This is a genomic window from Candidatus Paralachnospira sp. LCP21S3_A2 (genome assembly GCF_052118925.1).
GTDB lineage: Bacteria > Bacillota > Clostridia > Lachnospirales > Lachnospiraceae > Lientehia.
Window position 1 is genome coordinate 1 of sequence record NZ_JBQKGG010000019.1, and the last position, 15,300, is coordinate 15,300.

A 15,300-nucleotide genomic window follows, 5' to 3' on the forward strand; every position below is an offset into this window, starting at 1 on the left:
GTTCACCGTACTGTCGCAGTTTGAATGGCAGCGTAAATGGCCACTTCCAACCGCCCACCAGCGTCATGATCGATACTCCGGTGCGGGTGATAGACTGGAAAAAAGGATCCAAACACTTGATGTACAGCAGGCATGACAGCCACTCTTCCGGCCGTATGCTGTTAACTTTAAAACTAGACACCCGATAATCAATACACCTTCGCTCTCCCAGATAAGTCACTGTAAGTTTTCCACTGGAAAGCGGCGTAAAAAATCCGATCAGTCTTCGGCGCATATCTGCATATTCGTCTTTCAAATAATCAAACTCAACCATGATCTGCCTGGATAAGATCTGGCTCCGTTTCAGCCGTTCACCGGCACGTCTTACATACTCTTCTGTAACCAGGTTGTAGGAGCTGGCTTCCAGTCCTTCGTAATTGATAATGTCAAACTCTGTCCCGTCAAGCACAAGGAATTTTCCTTCCTGCTCAAACCGGAATGTGATGTCATTTTCCAAAAGCCAGTTCCCTCCCTACTTTTTTGAGTTCACGTGCAGTTTCTACCGGACTCTTGACCGGCTGGTATATATTGATGTTCTGCGTGATGGTTTTCTCTTCAAACTGATCTGCCACATCCCACTCTGATCGTCTTCCGGTATATCCGACCTGCGTCTGCACCGCCGATGAGTACGACAGGTTCCGCCCGGACATGATCCCGCGGATCCGGCCAACAGTCCCGGAGAAATCGAAATTTTTCATCCGTTCCCGGAAGGAATCCATGGCAGATGTTGCCATATTGGCACCGGCTTTTGCAACTCTCGGAGTCATGTCCTCGATACCGATCTTTGCGCCGGCTCCGAAGTTGCGTCCAGATTTGATCATCTTTTTTGACGGGCTGTGCGAATCCTGAGCCTTGTTAGAGCTGTTCATCGCGGCGATCATGATATTGGCTCCGGCTGCGGCGGCATCTCCAACTTTGCTTGCGATTCCCGCCACGATTCCTGCGCCAAAGTTCACACCAACACTGGTGCTGTCAATCGCAGCCGCAGCGGCTTTTGCACCGATCATAACATTTTCTGCCGCTGTTGCTGCTTCCGGAGATTTTGACTGGATCCCACTTTTTATCTGGTTGATCTGGTTCTGCCCGATAGCGGTAAAATCCCTGGACTGCATCGTCCGGTATTCCGCATCAACCATTCCGGCAGCTTCACTTTCCGTCAGCGGAACGCTGTCCCTTATTCCGGATGCGTAGGATTCTCCGGACTCCTTCGCCCGCTGCAGCGCCAGGTCATCAAACTTCTGGAGCTCTGCGTCGGCCTTCTCCACCATCAGACCCATTTCATCGACGGCTTCCTGCGTAACGCCCGGTGCTCCGTCCTTGACGGCCTGCTGCATATCTGCATAGGTCTGTTTCAGGTTTGTAACCTGATTTTGCAGGCTCTCTCTGGTAGCACCTTCTGCATGGACAAATTTATGTTCCATCAGCGTAAGCGCGTCCTCGATCTGATCCGCGTCCCCGGAGATCACCGCCGATGCAACACCTTCATGGTTTCGGATAGTATTTACATAGCCCAGATAGGTATCCGACGCTTTCGTATAAGACTCTTCTAGCTTGTCCAGACTGTCTTTGGATACATCTCTTGCGTGTACTGCATCCGACCATGCCTGTTCTGCTTCCTGTGCGACCGCCCCGCCCTCTTCGGCAACTTCATTAAAGTGCCGCTCGGCATCTTCTGCCGCTTTTACCAGTTCCTCGTGCTCTTTCTTCTTCTCGTTGTATTCCTTCTGGGTGGACAGATAGTTTTGCAGAGCTTCGTCCTGATTTTTGATTGCTTCTGTATAGGCGTCCTGATCGGCATCCAGCATGGCTTCCGCTTTCTTGGTTGCCATAACTTTTTGAACCGTCTGATCCAGTTCTTCATAGTTCTGGATCTGGCCGTCCACCAAATCGATCTCGATTCCAAGCGCCTCGGAAAGTGTCGATGTGATAAACGCGGCACGCTCCTCGTAGCCTTCCTTTACCTTGCCGTTCTGGTCTACAATCCCCTGTAATTCATTCCACAGTTCTTCATAATAGCCATACTCTGAATTGATTCCGGCAAAGGCTTCCTGCTTGGCTTCATCCGTTTCCCGGTAGGATTCTGCCAGTTCGGCGTTCCGGTCAATCAGCTCTTTCTGTGCGTCTGTCAATCCATACTGAGCTTCTGTGGCGTCCTCTGTTGTCGCCGCCAGCACTACAAGACCTGCAGTCAGCCCGGCAACAACCGAAACCACTGCCCCGATCGGATTGGCCGACAGGATTGCAAATAATCCCTTGGCTGCCCCTGCCAGCTTCCCGATGCCGTCCGTCGCAGACTTCACAATGCTGAAACCCTTGAATGCTGTACATACCGCCGCCACAACCGGCAGAAGGATATCCAGATGATCTCCCGTGAAATCCAGGATCTTCACAAAAGGCGGAAGAATGGTCTTTGTAAGCTGGGAGAGAATCTTCCCGAAATTCTTAAAGATGGTCGAAACCGTCTCAACGCCCTTCTTTAATCCACCATCTGCGAATGATTTTTTGATTTCATCCACAGCTTTACGTACCGGAGTGCGGACAGATCTGGGGAGCAGATCGATCAGGCCGTCTGCAAAAGCGTCCGCCACGTCCTTTGCGGCGTCAAGCAAAGCCCCCTTGTTCTCAATGATTTCTTTCTCAAATGCCTTGATTGCCGTAACTGCTGTTTCAACAATCCCCGGCACGCCCTGCGCCATTCCGGCAATCAGACTGGCAATAATCCCGCCTGCCGCCTCCGCTGCTCCCGCAGCACCGTCATTCTTAAAGGCATCTGTCATCTCATTGACATAGACCGTGCACTGCTTTACCGTATCTTTCAACGGCTCCTGCATGCTCTCATAGATCTCAATTCCGAGGCCTTCCAGTGAAGATTTCAGGATCGTTGTGGCTCCGGCCAGGTTGTCGATCATGGTGTCGGCCATCTGCTCCGCACTGCCATCCGCATTCATGATTGCATCGGCCAGCTTATCAAAATCCGTTTCAGATGCGTTTACAATTGCTAACAGCCCGGACATAGCTTCCTGTCCGCCGATTGCCGCAGCGGCCGAAGCCTGCTCATCCTCCGAAAGTCCCTGGAGGGAATCCCTCAGATTCTCCATAACCTCCATGAGCGTCTTCATGGATCCATCCGAATTTTTCAGGGAGATATTATATTTACTCATAGCCGCTTCGGTTTCGGAAGTCGGCTTTGCAAGCCTTGTAAGGATACTCCGCAGTGCCGTTCCTGCCTGCGATCCCTTGATCCCGAAGTTTGCCATCAGACCGATCGCCTGGGCAAGATCCTCAATGTTATATCCCAATGCTCCGGCCAGAGGCGCCGCGTATTTAAACGTCTCTCCCATCATGGCGACATTGGTGTTGCTGTTGGAAGAAGCTGCAGCCAGAACATCCGCAAAATGCCCGGAATCGGATGCCGCAAGACCCATTGCTGTCAGCGCGTCCGTAACAATATCGCTGGTTGAGGCCAGATCCTCGCCGGATGCGGCCGCCAGGTTCATGATGCCTTCGATGCCGTTGAGCATATCTTCCGTTTTCCAGCCCGCCATGGCCATGTAACTCATAGCATCCGCGGCTTCGGACGCGGAAAACTTTGTCTTGGCTCCCATCTCCTTGGCTTTATCCGTCAACGCCGCCAGTTCTTCTCCGGCCGCTCCGGAAATTGCCGCCACCTTGGACATCCCTTCCTCGAAGCTGGCTCCGACCTTGACAGACGCCGCTCCTGCGCCTGCCAGAGCCGTAGATACTCCAACGACTGCCCCAACTGCCGCCTTCGCGACTGTTGCAACACCGCCGAGCCCTTTCTTTACCAGACCATCAATGCCGCTTAGCCCCTTTTTCAGCCCGGACTGATCCAGTTCTGTCCCGATTTTGATGGTTCCGTCTGTACTTGCCATTTATGTGTTCTCACCTGCCTCTGGGCAACAAAAAAGCACCCTCTATCGGTGCGCATTTACTGTTTCCAATCTTTTTTTCACATACGTCTTCATGTCCGCGTTCCGCTTCGCAAGGGCTGTCTTCGCATCCATCGGCGTGTCATTCTTCAGCTGGTAGATCCGTTTCAGTTCCTGGATCCGCTTCCGCTCCTTGCCTTTAAAATCCGACAGCGGAACATTCCGGTAGTACATGATCCTCCGGATCAGCGTGTTTTCGTCCAGCGCCTCAAACAGTGCCAGGAACTCCCACCAGTGGAGCTCCCCGCTGCTTATCGTCTGAAGATTGATCCCATACTGCTGCCGAAAAGCAGCATAAATGTATGGGGCATCCTGACTGAAGGAACAGATCTCTTTCTTTTCGGACGCCCGGATCCCGGCGCCGTCATCATGCTCCGGAATGTCCCGCCACGCCGCAAAGAACCGGACAGCAGCCATCACAGCGCCGTCCAGATCCAGCGGAAGCTCCGGGTAATACAGAAGAAGCAGCCCGAAGATCTTCTCCTCATCGCTTTTCTCACTGTGCATCAAGTCATCAAACCGGATCCCGACACGGAAATCTGTATTGATCGGAACCTCCGCGCCAGACACCTGCACCGTTTCCGGGAGCTTTGAGGTGAGGATATTGTAACAGTCACTTTCCTGCACCGGACATCATCTCCCTGGCTTTCTTGGCCTTTTCAGTAATCAGCGGGTTGATCTGTGTCTGATATACGCTGCATAACTCCACAAAAGCATCCAGGCAGACCAGCAGGTTCGTCTCCTTTCCGAGGACCTTCTGTGCAGATCCGGCGCCGAACAGGGTATCAAACGCATGAATCACCGCCTCGCACTGGATCTTGAGCCCCTCTGATCCACGCTCTGCCTGACTGGCTCTTCCAAACTCTTCGCCAACCCTCTGTACTTCGTTTTCAAACTTCTCCGCATATGACGGGCTGGTAAAGTCCGCCTGCAGAGTCTTCCCCAGAATCGTCACTTTCTCCATTTGTCAGATCCTCCTGCCTTCAGCCTTCTGCATTGTATGTATACTCCGTGGGTGCACTTCCGACCTTCTTCAGCTCCACATCGATCGCGGAAGAATCGCCGGCGTTGCCGCTGCCATCGCTGTTCACGATGATGGACACCTGTCCCTTTTCGCCCTTTCCGGTGAGCATACAGAAGTACACGTAGTTGGTAATTACCTTATTGCCGGTTCCGTACTTGATATCATGGCTGAACATGAAATCCTGCACATCATCGCCGATATACCGGTCACCAGACACGGAAAAGGTCCTCTGTGTGCCGGTCTTCTGGGTAGACTGCCCTGCCCGGATATAAACCTTGTCTGCGGTGGACGGGTTCATCTGCGCATCCAGTCCCTGCACGCCAAGCTGTACGGCACCGTACTCGCTGGTCTTCGTTGCCACTGCAGCGCCAGGAGTTAAGTCAATGGCAAGGATAAAATCGTCATTGGTTGCCCAGCCCTCATAATCAGCTTTCGGTGTCACACCGCTCATCAGTTCACTTAATTTCATTCTTAATTCCTCTCTTTCTCAAAATAGATGATCCTGCACTGGATCATATACCGCGCAAGCCCCTCTTCGGCATTCACTCCGGCCAGGTTCGGCATGTTCTGGAGGCATTCCATTTTCCGGATCTGGCAGCTGTCCGGGAACTCCGGATAATTCTTTTTCCGGTCCTGATCCTCCAGCCAGTCCATAAATGCCTGGCAGAAGTTCATGGCCTCCAGGTTCAGGTCGTCCTGCTCGGAAGAATAGGTCTTTGTGATCAGGATCGTAAATCCATACTCCTTTTCGCTTCCGCACCGGATGTATTTCTTCCGGACCTTGTCCGAATAGTTGGTGATCATCGCGATGCTGTCCGGAGATTCCGGAGAAAAATTGAAGTTCAAAAGATCCCCGACCAGCTCCTCCACTTTCGGTTCAAAATACGCTTTCATCGCGTCATGCTTTGTCATAACCTGCTTCCTTTCAGATAAGCCTCATAGGCACGGACAAGGTCTCCCTTCCTGGATCGCAGCATCGCTTTGTCCCACTCTGAGGTCGCCAGCGGGTGCCGGAACGCGCTGTGTTTCATCTTCCGTCCTGTCGAAGTTTTGTGGGGCGGGGAATAATATCCCATGATAGTGCCACCGTCCTTAATGGGATAGTTCGGCCCATACACGATCCCCATATACTGGTAATGTGCATATGGGGACTGATAGTGGACAATCCCTTTTCCTCCCTCCACGTAAGTCCGGACATTCTGGGCCAGTACCAGGCTGTCCGCCGGTACATACGGATTCATCAGCCGCCTGGCCTCGTTTGCCAGAAATAAGAGCCCCTGCCTGCCGCCGGAAGAATCCTCTGCGATATCATCCAGCGCCCGGTTCCAGCTAAAATCAAACTTCATGGCATCAACCTCCCAGCCGGTAATGCTTTCCGAACGGATACAAGGTATTGTCCGAAAAAGCGGTCACTTTAAAGGCATTTGGCTTGTACCGGTTCAGCACCTGCGCTGCCGTATGGCCGGATTCTCCGGTGATCTCGTCCTCGCAGGTTCCATACACAACCAGGTCGCCCGCAGACGCCGTAAAATGTCCATCCGGATCCTGGCAGAACGCCGCATAGGGCAGGTAACGGTCATCTTCCGGGATCCGTACCGTGTAGGTGTTCTGAACCGATGCTTCTGTTCCAATGACTGTATTTGTCACCGCTTTCCAGAAGCAGTTTTCCAGCACGGTCCGCTGCCAGTAATCCTTTTTGTCCGGGCGGTCTGCTGCCCGGATCCGGTTGTAGACCGTGATCGTATGTTTGTAATTCCGGTTCATCAGTCCAGCCCCTTGTACAGTAACCCGGTACGGCTCAGGTACCGGTTGATAATCTCCCCGGCCTTCCGGCGCTTCCCGCGCTCTGTGTAGGGAGACTGCGACAGGTCAAAGGTTCCGGATTCTCCATCGTTGGAGTAGGAGGAGAGCAGTCCGCTGCCCTCCTGCCCCATTGCCTGATCTGCCCGGTAGAGCAGTTCCGCCAGCTCGCAGATACAGTCCTTGACCTCCCCGGTGATCAGACCGGGATCCACCAAGAGCCGGCCAAACGTATGCTGATCTAACAGCCGCTCCGCCCGCCTCTCCCAGTACGGGAAGTCGATATCCGGAACAGCCGGAACCCTGCCTAACAGGTAGTTGTCGGCATAATATTCATAGTCTGCGTATGCCATTCGATCAGCTCCTTACGCCTGTGCTGTCAGGGTGATAGCCTTATTGACTGCTGCCTTCGCCACCGTTACGGTTTCGGTCACCGGAACAAATCCCTTTTTGGTGATCTTTGCGGTATAAGTACCCTCCCGCAGGTTAAACTCTGCCTTGCCTGCCGCATCTGTTTTAAGGATTGCTCCATCCACGTTGATACGCACATCTTCATAGGCTTCTGGACTGGATTCCGCCCCGTCTGTCACCGTAAAGGTTACTTTCTGGGTTGTTGCCGGAGTTCCGGGCTCCAGATAAGCAAACGCGCATCCGGTACGGTCCTCATTGAGGCGGGTTGCAGGATTCGGCAGCGCCCAGCCCATGCGGAATACCACACGCAGCGCGATCATATCCTGCTGTGCCAGGTTATAGACGATTTCTTTGGTCGCAGGATCCTGGATAACGCCCTCTGTGAGGATCTTCACCGTGATATCCTGGCGGATTGAATAAACCGCCTGCTTAAAGTCTCCGACAACCAGCTGCGCAATGTTCGGCATAAAGGATCCGTTCTCGGGGAACTGGATCGGTGTACCGTCCAGCGCATAGCGGGAGGAATCCTGCATGTTATGGACAAAGATCGGCTGGCCGGTGGTATCTCTTAAACCGCGCAGCTTCGCCTTGAAATTCATCGGTGCAATTGCTCCGGACACTCCATAGCCGTCATCTTCAACCTTGGAGAAAACGCCTCCATCGCCAAGGATCAGATCGTAATAATCCTTTCCGGTTGCCGCCACCACGTTGTTCCCTGCCTGGCGTGCCAGCGTGATGATGTCGGCCTGCCATTCCTTCGGACGGTTGTCGCCGAAGATAATGGCTGCGTCTACCTTCTGGCCGATTGCCTCATTGACTCTTGGCGTGATCTCACCCATGATATCCATTTCAGCATCATCAAAAACAGATTCGGGGATCGGTACGATGACCGCCAGCTCTCCGGCAGTCAGGTATACATTGTCCCAAGCCTGTCTTGTGGTCTGCTTCATTCCGGTGTCGCCATCGACCCAGTATGCGGTCGGCAGGAAATCCAGGACACGAATCCTGGTCTGCTTGCTGGTCATGTTGGGAAGCTTTCTGGCCATTCCCATAAATACGGACTGCTTCGGTGCGTCCTGGAAGATGGTAGATACAATCTGTTCGCGGATTAACGCCTCCGCGTCGGCTCTGTTAGTAATATTTACTGCCATATTTATTCTCCTTTTCCGAACAGGCTTCTCAGTGCCTCATTAGCCCGTTCATTTGTAGTCTGTGCATCATTGTTGATTCCGCCGGTGACGGATACCACTCTGGGCACAGTCTTCTGTGCCTGGAACAGATAGTCGTTATTCTTTTTGAGATCCGTCAGGGCTTTTTCGATGTCTGCCGCCTGATTCTTGGATGCTTTCAGGGTATCCATGTCCAGCAGTGCCATAATGGCCTTCTCATTCCGGCCGGAAGCTTTCCGGATAGCTTCTTTGATGGAGGTGTCAAACGCATAGTCTGCCTTGATCTTCTCGATTTCGCTGTCTTTCCCATTCAGCTTGGTCGTCAGCTCACTGATCTTGTGCTGCAGTCCTGCAGCATCGATCCCCTCCATTGCTTTCAGAGATGCCTGTGCAGTATCAAGCTGGGTTTTGTAGCCATCCCTTTCTGCTGTGAGGCTGTTGATCTCTTTCCCGACTTCGGCCATGATATAATCGATCTGTTCCTGAGTCAGTCCTTTTTCCTTAAGTGTTTCTGTCTTAAAAATTGCCATATTCTATCCTTTCTCGGCTTTTTGCGATGGGTAGCCATCCATCCTAAAAGTTGACTTTTTCGGCAGTCACGCCAATTTTCTGCATAAAAACAGCACCCAGCGTCCTGCTGCGTGCTTCCCTGCTGTTTCACGGACAGCTCCGAGATATGTGGATCACCGCCTCTCTATGGATATCCTCTTGCCGTCGTACACGATCGTGTCCCCGATCCGCGCAAACTCATCACCGATTCTCACCCCTTTCAGTTTTTCATGCCCATCCCGTATTATATACAGGTACTTGACAGTTCTACAATCAACGCGGTCTGCCAGCCATCTGGGAGCCAATCTGTCCGCATCTTCGGTTAAAACATACCTCTGTTTATTCCTCGATTCGGTCAATGTTATATTCCACAGCGCAAGTATGTTCAATCTTGCACCCTCTTGCCTCATTCCAGCCATCCGCAAAATATGCTACGTCAGCTTCTGCCAGCAGTTTGAGTGACTCTCCCAGATACCAAAGAGGCTTTGCGTCCACGGGTGCTGACTGAAAGAAAGAATCAATTACTTCTACAGGTTCACCAACCTGTTTTTCTGCACTTTTGAGTGCCTTTTCTCTTACTGCAAGAATTTCTTCGTCTGTTTTTCCCCTCATGGGCTGAGAAATAAATAATTTCTTCATTATTTTTCCTTTCTGGCTGGGACTACGTTCCCGCAACCCATACAATACTTTTTGCCGTTTTTATACTTTACGCACATGCAGTTGTCTACTTCGCAACATTTCTTGTCGTTTACTTCGACATAATCTTTCATAATCCATAACCTCTCTTTCTTGAAAATAGGTATAAAAATACCACCGGCCTCTCGACTGGTGGTATCTACTTCTTTTTTTTTGCTTTTTCCGATAATTCCCTAAAAATCTCCTCGCACATTCGATTAAATGCTTCTTTCTCCTCTTTCGTCCTCTCTTTTGGATGAAGAAATTCCTCTCGTTTCTTAGGCGGCATATTCTTCTTTTCCTCTTCTGTGAAATGTATACGTTCCAGATCGGTTCGAAGTAAAAAACATTCATGCAGCGATAACTCGTTTTTTCTGCGTTCCTGCTCTTCCTTGGAAAGCAATAACCACTCCCGTGCTGTTAATGACATTACTCTAATTCCTCCAAAAGAATATAGAATTTCCCATCTCTCTCTATCTTGCTGACTACTTTAAACCTAGCTTTTTGTGGATACAGTACTTCATTCTCCATATCGTTCAACACCTCAAGGTCCTTTCCATTTTTTGCATTTTGAATGTAAATCTGTATCTGTGCATCATCATTATACACTCCTCTTTTTGTTGTTGACAAGTATTGTTCTGCAATATACTCTTGCCCCTCGATAAATTTATCGAAATACATCTGAGCATCTTCTTCGAATAGAAATGTTACAGAACGGTTCAGATTTCCTTCGTAAGTTGGTAATTTATCAAGTGCCGAATCTAAATCCTTAATCCACTTCTTTTCAAGTTCTGTCAACTCTTCAGTTGCGCCTCTTCGCAACTTATCATTAAGAGCGTATGATTCCGGTCCGATATATCGGATTAGTGCCGCCTCTTCATTCAAAGTCAGCCTCTCACGGTTCGATTTTTGCGTTTTCTTTCCTGCTGCCATGATCTCAGCTTTCGTCGGCGTGAACCTTCCTCTCAGCCCGTCCTGCAGAATCCGCTGTTTCTGCTCCGGCAGTCCCATCTTCCGGGAAAAGTCCACATAGTTCTGCAGCTGCCCCTGATACCTGGCCTTTTTGAGTATGATGGCTTTCTCATCAGCGCCGCCCTCCTGAAGAAGCCTCACTTGCTGCCTGGTGGCGCGGATTTCCCTCTCGCGCCTGCGCTGTTCCTGAAGAGCTTCATAGGTGGTATATTTCTTCCCGTAATACTCTTTCGGTGTATTCTCCTCATCAATCATCTCCTGAAGCTGCTCATCGGTGTAGTTCCTCACGGAAACACCTGGAATGAACGGGAGGTAATCATGATAGCAGTTTGCCCCGCAGAGCCCTGTCACATCACCCAGACCACAGACGCTTACAAGTTCCTCTTTCGTCCAGACACGGCCTTCCCAGGGCTGATGAGACGGCCTGGCGCCCACATGGTAGGACACCTCATAGCTGTCCGTGCCAAGGTCTGCTGCAGTCTGCTCATTGATCAGTGCCTGTACCTGCCGGAAGCCCGTCAGAACCGCCCGCCTGGCCGCCACATCGATCCGATTATGTACGCCGGAGTCATAATCCACATAACGCACTCCGGAGGCCGTCATTCGGCTCACAGCGCTCTGGAGGACTGTGTTATAGGAGAATGCTCCTGATTGGATATTCAGAACTGCATTGTCCAGCGTTGACCGGTAAAACTCCATCAAAGGAGAATACTGAATCCTGCCGTCCGGGCCCCGGATTGCAAAACCCATCGATGCCGCCAGATTTTCATATTCCCCGGAGAGCTGCTTCTTTACGGCCTGTGTCAGCTGTCGCAGCGGTGTGTTCCGCTCAAACGGGATCTGCTGCATACCGGATACCTTGTAGGCCCTGGAATGCTGGTAATACTGCTTGTAGACCTCATCCGAAAAGATATATTCCATTTCGGCATCGGTCTTCTGCAGCGTTTCTTTGATCCAGCCTTTGACCTCAGATTCTGCCATACCAAGCTGCTGAAGCCTGGTCATCTGCCAGTCTGCCGAAGCTGTGGAAAATCCATTATCATGAATCCTCCGGGCAATATCCGACATGATCCGGATCTCCAGCTCTGCAAACAGGTTCCCCGTTTTCAACGCCAGCTTTTCAAGTTCTCCCTGTGTCACTCAATCACTTCCCCTGTGGACTGGATCTCCCGGATCGCCGCCTTTGCTTTTTCCTCGTTTTCCCCATAGTGCTTCACGCGGTATTCCCATAAGGCCATTGCTCCCATCGCTACATCGGCGCGGTCACTCTCTCTGTCCTTATCGGCATCCACGACAATGGAATCATCCCAGATGAAGGACAGATGGTAATCGCCGGAAGGACATAATCCGTAAATATCGCACCAGAACGACATTGCCTCTACCAGATCAGTCAAAGCGTTCTGAAGCGCCGCCTGGCAGCTCTCCACAAAGGAGTACGACCGCTGCTTGCTGGCCCGAATCTCTTCCGCCGTCTTATCGGTGTTGTTCGGATCCGAAAGCGTTCCATATGCCAGGTTACAGTCAAACTCAATGGTCCGCAGCAACTGGTTCCAGCCGTTGTAAAACGATTTGTCCCGGATCTCCGGAGAGAATGCGTCCAAAAGCGGCTTGTCTGTCGCTCCGGTGTTGTATTCCACAGTCCGATACAACCGCTCCTTTCCTCCCGGATATTCATATGTGTCCGAATCCTGCCGGTATTTAAGCAGGCTCTGAGCAATATGGATTGCTGTCTCTTTGCTTGCATATTCCCAATTGATCTGGGTATATCGCTTGTCCGCCTCTTTGATATGCTCGATTGCCCTGGAACATACCGACACACCAAGCGGGCTTTTAGAATCCAGGTTATTCCCCAGCGGTACAGCCAGATAACCAAACGGCAGCTTCTTGACCCCGGTAAACTGAATCTCCTCTACCAGATCCTTCCATTTGGGGACATCGGTTATCGGAATCTCTGTTCCCAGTACACCATCTGCTCTGGACATAAATACCCGGTTCCGGATTCGCAGTACATCATCCGTCAGACTGTGTATCTCGATCCGGCTGTAAATCTCATTTCCCCGGCGGAACTGATCCAAAAATGCACATTTGGTAATTCCCTCGGAATCAAAATCCAGCGGAAAGAATTCGTCTGCCTGAATGTACTGGACTGCAAGGCCCCCTCCGGAAAAATACGGTTTAAAGATCATGGAACCCTTGGCAAAAGCATATTCGGTCTGCACCCGGAGCTTCTGCAGCACCCGCTGATAATACGGATCCAGATAATCCGCTTTCGGACTGCCGTCCAGCTTGCTCTGCATTTCCAGCGTCACCAGCCTTGCAATCTCTCCTGAGACTGCGGCGAAGATATTGGCATTTTCCGTATTTTTGTCCAGCCAGGGCGCCCGCCCCTCGTAGATCCAGGACCATAGTTCAATCAGCGCCGCGCTCCTGGAGCTCATGGCATAATCGATCTGCTCATCTTTGCTTAAGATCCTCTGTAATGCCTGATACATGTTCGTGTAATTCATTATCTATCACCCATACCTTACAAGGCGGCTGATCTGCCGCTCGATCGTATACTCAAAACTGTCCAGAGAGTCGATGTCGCTGGTTCCATCATCGAGGCGCACATTCCTGGTTAGTTCCTGCGGATCCCACACTGCTGTACAGAGCGCATTCACAAGACTGCCGCACTCGCCGTTAACATATCCAAACCTCCCCTGCGCCATCAGGATCAGCACCGCATTGATCCGGTCGTTGATCGGTGCCTTCAGGGCATTTTCAACTCTGATCCAGCCGAGGCCGTTTTTCCTGAGACTGCTGCGGATTCCTGCAATCAGCGTCTGCTCTGCACTGTCCGCATATACAGTCGTGATGTAGCCATACCTGCTCAGGATCTTCTGGCAGAAATCGCAAAACCGTTTTCCCAGCATCTCCGGATCGATCTCGATCTGGTTGCCGTTGTCGTCTTTGCAGGCAATCCATTCCGATGCCAGCGCGATCACTTTCTGGTATCCTCTGGTTATCGCGGTCGCCGTAAAGGAGTGCCCGGAACCGGATCCGCCAAAATCGATGCCCAGCGTAATCTCCATCAGATCGACCGGCTTCTCCCGGATTGCAAACGTGTATTGCTTTGCGTTTACATCATCGGCAAATCTCCGATAGATCAGGCCGGTGGCCACAACGCGCATCCCCTTGATGTCTCGCAGATACCAGATGGACTTTACATCATACCGGCTTTCAATCTCCCGAAGACGATCCGGAGATATGTTGATGTTGTCGTAGATCGTGCAGTGCATGTAGTTGTATCCGCCCGGAAACTCTCCGGCCTCCTGCTGCCGCTGGTAACGATCAATGTACTCGGAATAGATTTGCGCCCTCGGATTATCCGGGTTAAGATCCCAGAATATCTTCAGACGCCTGGCCGCCAGCTGGCGGTTCATGGCCTCCTTGATCGTGTTCATGTGATGGATATTGATCTCAGTTGCAATCCACATTCCGTATGAGTTGCCTCGGATCTTTTTATAGCTGTCTGCCTTGGCAGCTCCGGCAAAGATTACAATCCGCTGCCGCCATCCTGTCGCCGGCCCCCTGATAAACAAAGCCTCGTTGTCCTTGTATTTCCCCCAGTGGCACTGTCCTCGAAAGATCCATTCAAGCCCCATGCCGTTGCAGTCGCCGATATTTAGTTTTGCGTTGGCCACTGTGGAACCGGTTGCCAGATGGATTCTATCCGGTGTAGTCTTAAGCTCGTGAGCAAAAGCGAACACATCGTCCACGGTCTTGCCGGCACGAACTGCGCCTTCGGCCACGTTAAACATACAGCGTTCACATCGTCTGATGTATTCCTTGTGCTTTTCGGAAAACCGGAACATCAAGGTCTTTTTCTGGGTGAACTTATTGACTGCTGCCATAGATCTCACCCTCTATCTCTCCCAGATCCTCGATCTCCTGATTGTTTCCGGTCAGTTTGTCCGTCTGAGCCTTGATCTGCTCGATCCGGCAGCGCTGTTCCTCAGACGCGGCCTCCCAGTCTTTGTGAAGCATTTCGTCATACTGTTTGATCATGCTCCGGAGCTCGCTCTGAGCCCTCGCCTGAGCTTTCAGGAAATTGTTCTGCTTGTCCCATGCCTGCTGGATCGAATACATCTCCGCATCTCCGGACATCACTATTTCTTTTGTCTTATCGTTCTGGTTCTTCACATAAGCGATCTTCTGTGCTCTCACAATAGCTGCATAAGCAAGCTGAATCTGATGCCACAGAAGATCCAGCGGATTTGCTTCTTCGATGGCTGAAAAAATCTCCCTGGTTTCTTCAGGAAGATACTTGGAAAAAAATCCATACTTTTCTGCTTTTTTGTTTCCTGGAGGACCGCCGTGGCTGTTCTTGTTGCCTGGCTGTGCACCTCGTTTTCGTTTCTGCGAACGCTCGCTTTTCTTTCCCGAACGTTCGCTATCCCACTTGTGAGTGCACTTCCAACGCCGGACTGTACCCTCTGGCAGTTTTAGTTGACTTGCAATCTCAACCAATTTCTGCCCCTGCAGGTACATCTCTTTCGCCTGCTCTATTCTTTTATCCGGCGCTCTGGCCATGTCTTACTCACCTCGGTTCGTTGGTTTTGGGTACAACAAAACGCCCTGCTTTCACAGGACGCTCTGTCGAGGTTTTATACTTGGGGGAATGCAAACTGGCAAATGAATCGTTGGCCTTTTGCCTAATTGCTTGTTTACA

The 15,300-nt window shown here is 51.3% G+C and carries 17 protein-coding genes; all 17 read right to left on the reverse strand.

Features of this window, described 5'->3' with window-relative positions:
• On the reverse strand, window positions 1–496 hold a 496-nt coding region (locus ACTQ3K_RS11220; RefSeq protein WP_441567988.1), incomplete at its 3' end, for a phage tail domain-containing protein.
• A complete protein-coding gene (locus tag ACTQ3K_RS11225) occupies window positions 486–3,932 on the reverse strand; it encodes a phage tail tape measure protein (RefSeq protein ID WP_441567987.1) in 3,447 nt (1,148 codons plus the stop codon). The genes ACTQ3K_RS11225 and ACTQ3K_RS11220, both read right to left, overlap by 11 nt.
• 42 nt (window positions 3,933–3,974) lie before the next feature.
• Window positions 3,975–4,616, reverse strand: a complete 642-nt coding sequence (locus ACTQ3K_RS11230) for a bacteriophage Gp15 family protein (RefSeq protein WP_441567986.1) — start codon at window positions 4,614–4,616, stop codon at window positions 3,975–3,977.
• On the reverse strand, window positions 4,603–4,953 hold the full coding sequence (locus ACTQ3K_RS11235) for a DUF6673 family protein (RefSeq protein WP_441567985.1): 351 nt from the start codon (window positions 4,951–4,953) through the stop codon (window positions 4,603–4,605). Before ACTQ3K_RS11235 ends, ACTQ3K_RS11230 begins: the two co-directional genes overlap by 14 nt.
• A 19-nt stretch (window positions 4,954–4,972) precedes the next feature.
• Window positions 4,973–5,482 (reverse strand): phage tail tube protein, encoded by a 510-nt coding sequence (locus ACTQ3K_RS11240; RefSeq protein WP_441567984.1) that lies wholly within the window; start codon window positions 5,480–5,482, stop codon window positions 4,973–4,975.
• Window positions 5,483–5,484: 2 nt separating this feature from the next.
• Entirely contained in the window at window positions 5,485–5,925 is a 441-nt protein-coding gene (locus ACTQ3K_RS11245; RefSeq protein ID WP_441567983.1) for a hypothetical protein, read from the reverse strand.
• Window positions 5,922–6,359 (reverse strand): minor capsid protein, encoded by a 438-nt coding sequence (locus ACTQ3K_RS11250; protein ID WP_441567982.1) that lies wholly within the window; start codon window positions 6,357–6,359, stop codon window positions 5,922–5,924. Before ACTQ3K_RS11250 ends, ACTQ3K_RS11245 begins: the two co-directional genes overlap by 4 nt.
• A 4-nt stretch (window positions 6,360–6,363) precedes the next feature.
• Window positions 6,364–6,777, reverse strand: a complete 414-nt coding sequence (locus ACTQ3K_RS11255; protein ID WP_441567981.1) for a DUF6751 family protein — start codon at window positions 6,775–6,777, stop codon at window positions 6,364–6,366.
• Entirely contained in the window at window positions 6,777–7,166 is a 390-nt protein-coding gene (locus ACTQ3K_RS11260; RefSeq protein ID WP_441567980.1) for a hypothetical protein, read from the reverse strand. Before ACTQ3K_RS11260 ends, ACTQ3K_RS11255 begins: the two co-directional genes overlap by 1 nt.
• A gap of 12 nt (window positions 7,167–7,178) precedes the next feature.
• On the reverse strand, window positions 7,179–8,375 hold the full coding sequence (locus ACTQ3K_RS11265) for a phage major capsid protein (RefSeq protein ID WP_441567979.1): 1,197 nt from the start codon (window positions 8,373–8,375) through the stop codon (window positions 7,179–7,181).
• A gap of 2 nt (window positions 8,376–8,377) precedes the next feature.
• Entirely contained in the window at window positions 8,378–8,923 is a 546-nt protein-coding gene (locus tag ACTQ3K_RS11270) for a phage scaffolding protein (RefSeq protein ID WP_441567978.1), read from the reverse strand.
• 358 nt (window positions 8,924–9,281) lie between these two features.
• Window positions 9,282–9,581 (reverse strand): hypothetical protein, encoded by a 300-nt coding sequence (locus ACTQ3K_RS11275; protein ID WP_441567977.1) that lies wholly within the window; start codon window positions 9,579–9,581, stop codon window positions 9,282–9,284.
• A 196-nt stretch (window positions 9,582–9,777) separates the two neighbouring features.
• Window positions 9,778–10,047, reverse strand: coding sequence for a hypothetical protein (locus ACTQ3K_RS11280; protein ID WP_441567976.1), 270 nt, complete (start codon window positions 10,045–10,047; stop codon window positions 9,778–9,780).
• Window positions 10,047–11,729 carry a phage minor capsid protein gene (locus ACTQ3K_RS11285; RefSeq protein ID WP_441567975.1) on the reverse strand — a complete coding sequence of 561 codons (1,683 nt, stop codon included), beginning with the start codon at window positions 11,727–11,729 and terminating at the stop codon, window positions 10,047–10,049. Before ACTQ3K_RS11285 ends, ACTQ3K_RS11280 begins: the two co-directional genes overlap by 1 nt.
• Window positions 11,726–13,096, reverse strand: coding sequence for a phage portal protein (locus ACTQ3K_RS11290; protein ID WP_441567974.1), 1,371 nt, complete (start codon window positions 13,094–13,096; stop codon window positions 11,726–11,728). The genes ACTQ3K_RS11285 and ACTQ3K_RS11290 overlap by 4 nt, the downstream gene beginning before the upstream one ends.
• Before the next feature lie 6 nt (window positions 13,097–13,102).
• The gene (locus ACTQ3K_RS11295) at window positions 13,103–14,482 is read right to left on the reverse strand and encodes a PBSX family phage terminase large subunit (protein ID WP_441567973.1); all 1,380 of its coding nucleotides are present in this window, start codon (window positions 14,480–14,482) and stop codon (window positions 13,103–13,105) included.
• Window positions 14,466–15,161 (reverse strand): phage terminase small subunit, encoded by a 696-nt coding sequence (gene terS / locus ACTQ3K_RS11300; protein WP_441567972.1) that lies wholly within the window; start codon window positions 15,159–15,161, stop codon window positions 14,466–14,468. Before terS ends, ACTQ3K_RS11295 begins: the two co-directional genes overlap by 17 nt.
• Window positions 15,162–15,300: the final 139 nt, after the last annotated feature.

Bases quoted from the DNA above. Each gene is read 5' to 3' on its own strand.
- ACTQ3K_RS11290 (WP_441567974.1), bottom strand. From the start codon at position 13,096: ATGAATTACACGAACATGTATCAGGCATTACAGAGGATCTTAAGCAAA.
- ACTQ3K_RS11295 (WP_441567973.1), bottom strand. From the start codon at position 14,482: ATGGCAGCAGTCAATAAGTTCACCCAGAAAAAGACCTTGATGTTCCGG.
- ACTQ3K_RS11270 (WP_441567978.1), bottom strand. From the start codon at position 8,923: ATGGCAATTTTTAAGACAGAAACACTTAAGGAAAAAGGACTGACTCAG.
- ACTQ3K_RS11235 (WP_441567985.1), bottom strand. From the start codon at position 4,953: ATGGAGAAAGTGACGATTCTGGGGAAGACTCTGCAGGCGGACTTTACC.
- ACTQ3K_RS11265 (WP_441567979.1), bottom strand. From the start codon at position 8,375: ATGGCAGTAAATATTACTAACAGAGCCGACGCGGAGGCGTTAATCCGC.
- ACTQ3K_RS11240 (WP_441567984.1), bottom strand. From the start codon at position 5,482: ATGAAATTAAGTGAACTGATGAGCGGTGTGACACCGAAAGCTGATTAT.
- ACTQ3K_RS11280 (WP_441567976.1), bottom strand. From the start codon at position 10,047: ATGTCATTAACAGCACGGGAGTGGTTATTGCTTTCCAAGGAAGAGCAG.
- terS (WP_441567972.1), bottom strand. From the start codon at position 15,161: ATGGCCAGAGCGCCGGATAAAAGAATAGAGCAGGCGAAAGAGATGTAC.
- ACTQ3K_RS11225 (WP_441567987.1), bottom strand. From the start codon at position 3,932: ATGGCAAGTACAGACGGAACCATCAAAATCGGGACAGAACTGGATCAG.
- ACTQ3K_RS11245 (WP_441567983.1), bottom strand. From the start codon at position 5,925: ATGACAAAGCATGACGCGATGAAAGCGTATTTTGAACCGAAAGTGGAG.
- ACTQ3K_RS11260 (WP_441567980.1), bottom strand. From the start codon at position 7,166: ATGGCATACGCAGACTATGAATATTATGCCGACAACTACCTGTTAGGC.
- ACTQ3K_RS11275 (WP_441567977.1), bottom strand. From the start codon at position 9,581: ATGAAGAAATTATTTATTTCTCAGCCCATGAGGGGAAAAACAGACGAA.
- ACTQ3K_RS11250 (WP_441567982.1), bottom strand. From the start codon at position 6,359: ATGAAGTTTGATTTTAGCTGGAACCGGGCGCTGGATGATATCGCAGAG.
- ACTQ3K_RS11255 (WP_441567981.1), bottom strand. From the start codon at position 6,777: ATGAACCGGAATTACAAACATACGATCACGGTCTACAACCGGATCCGG.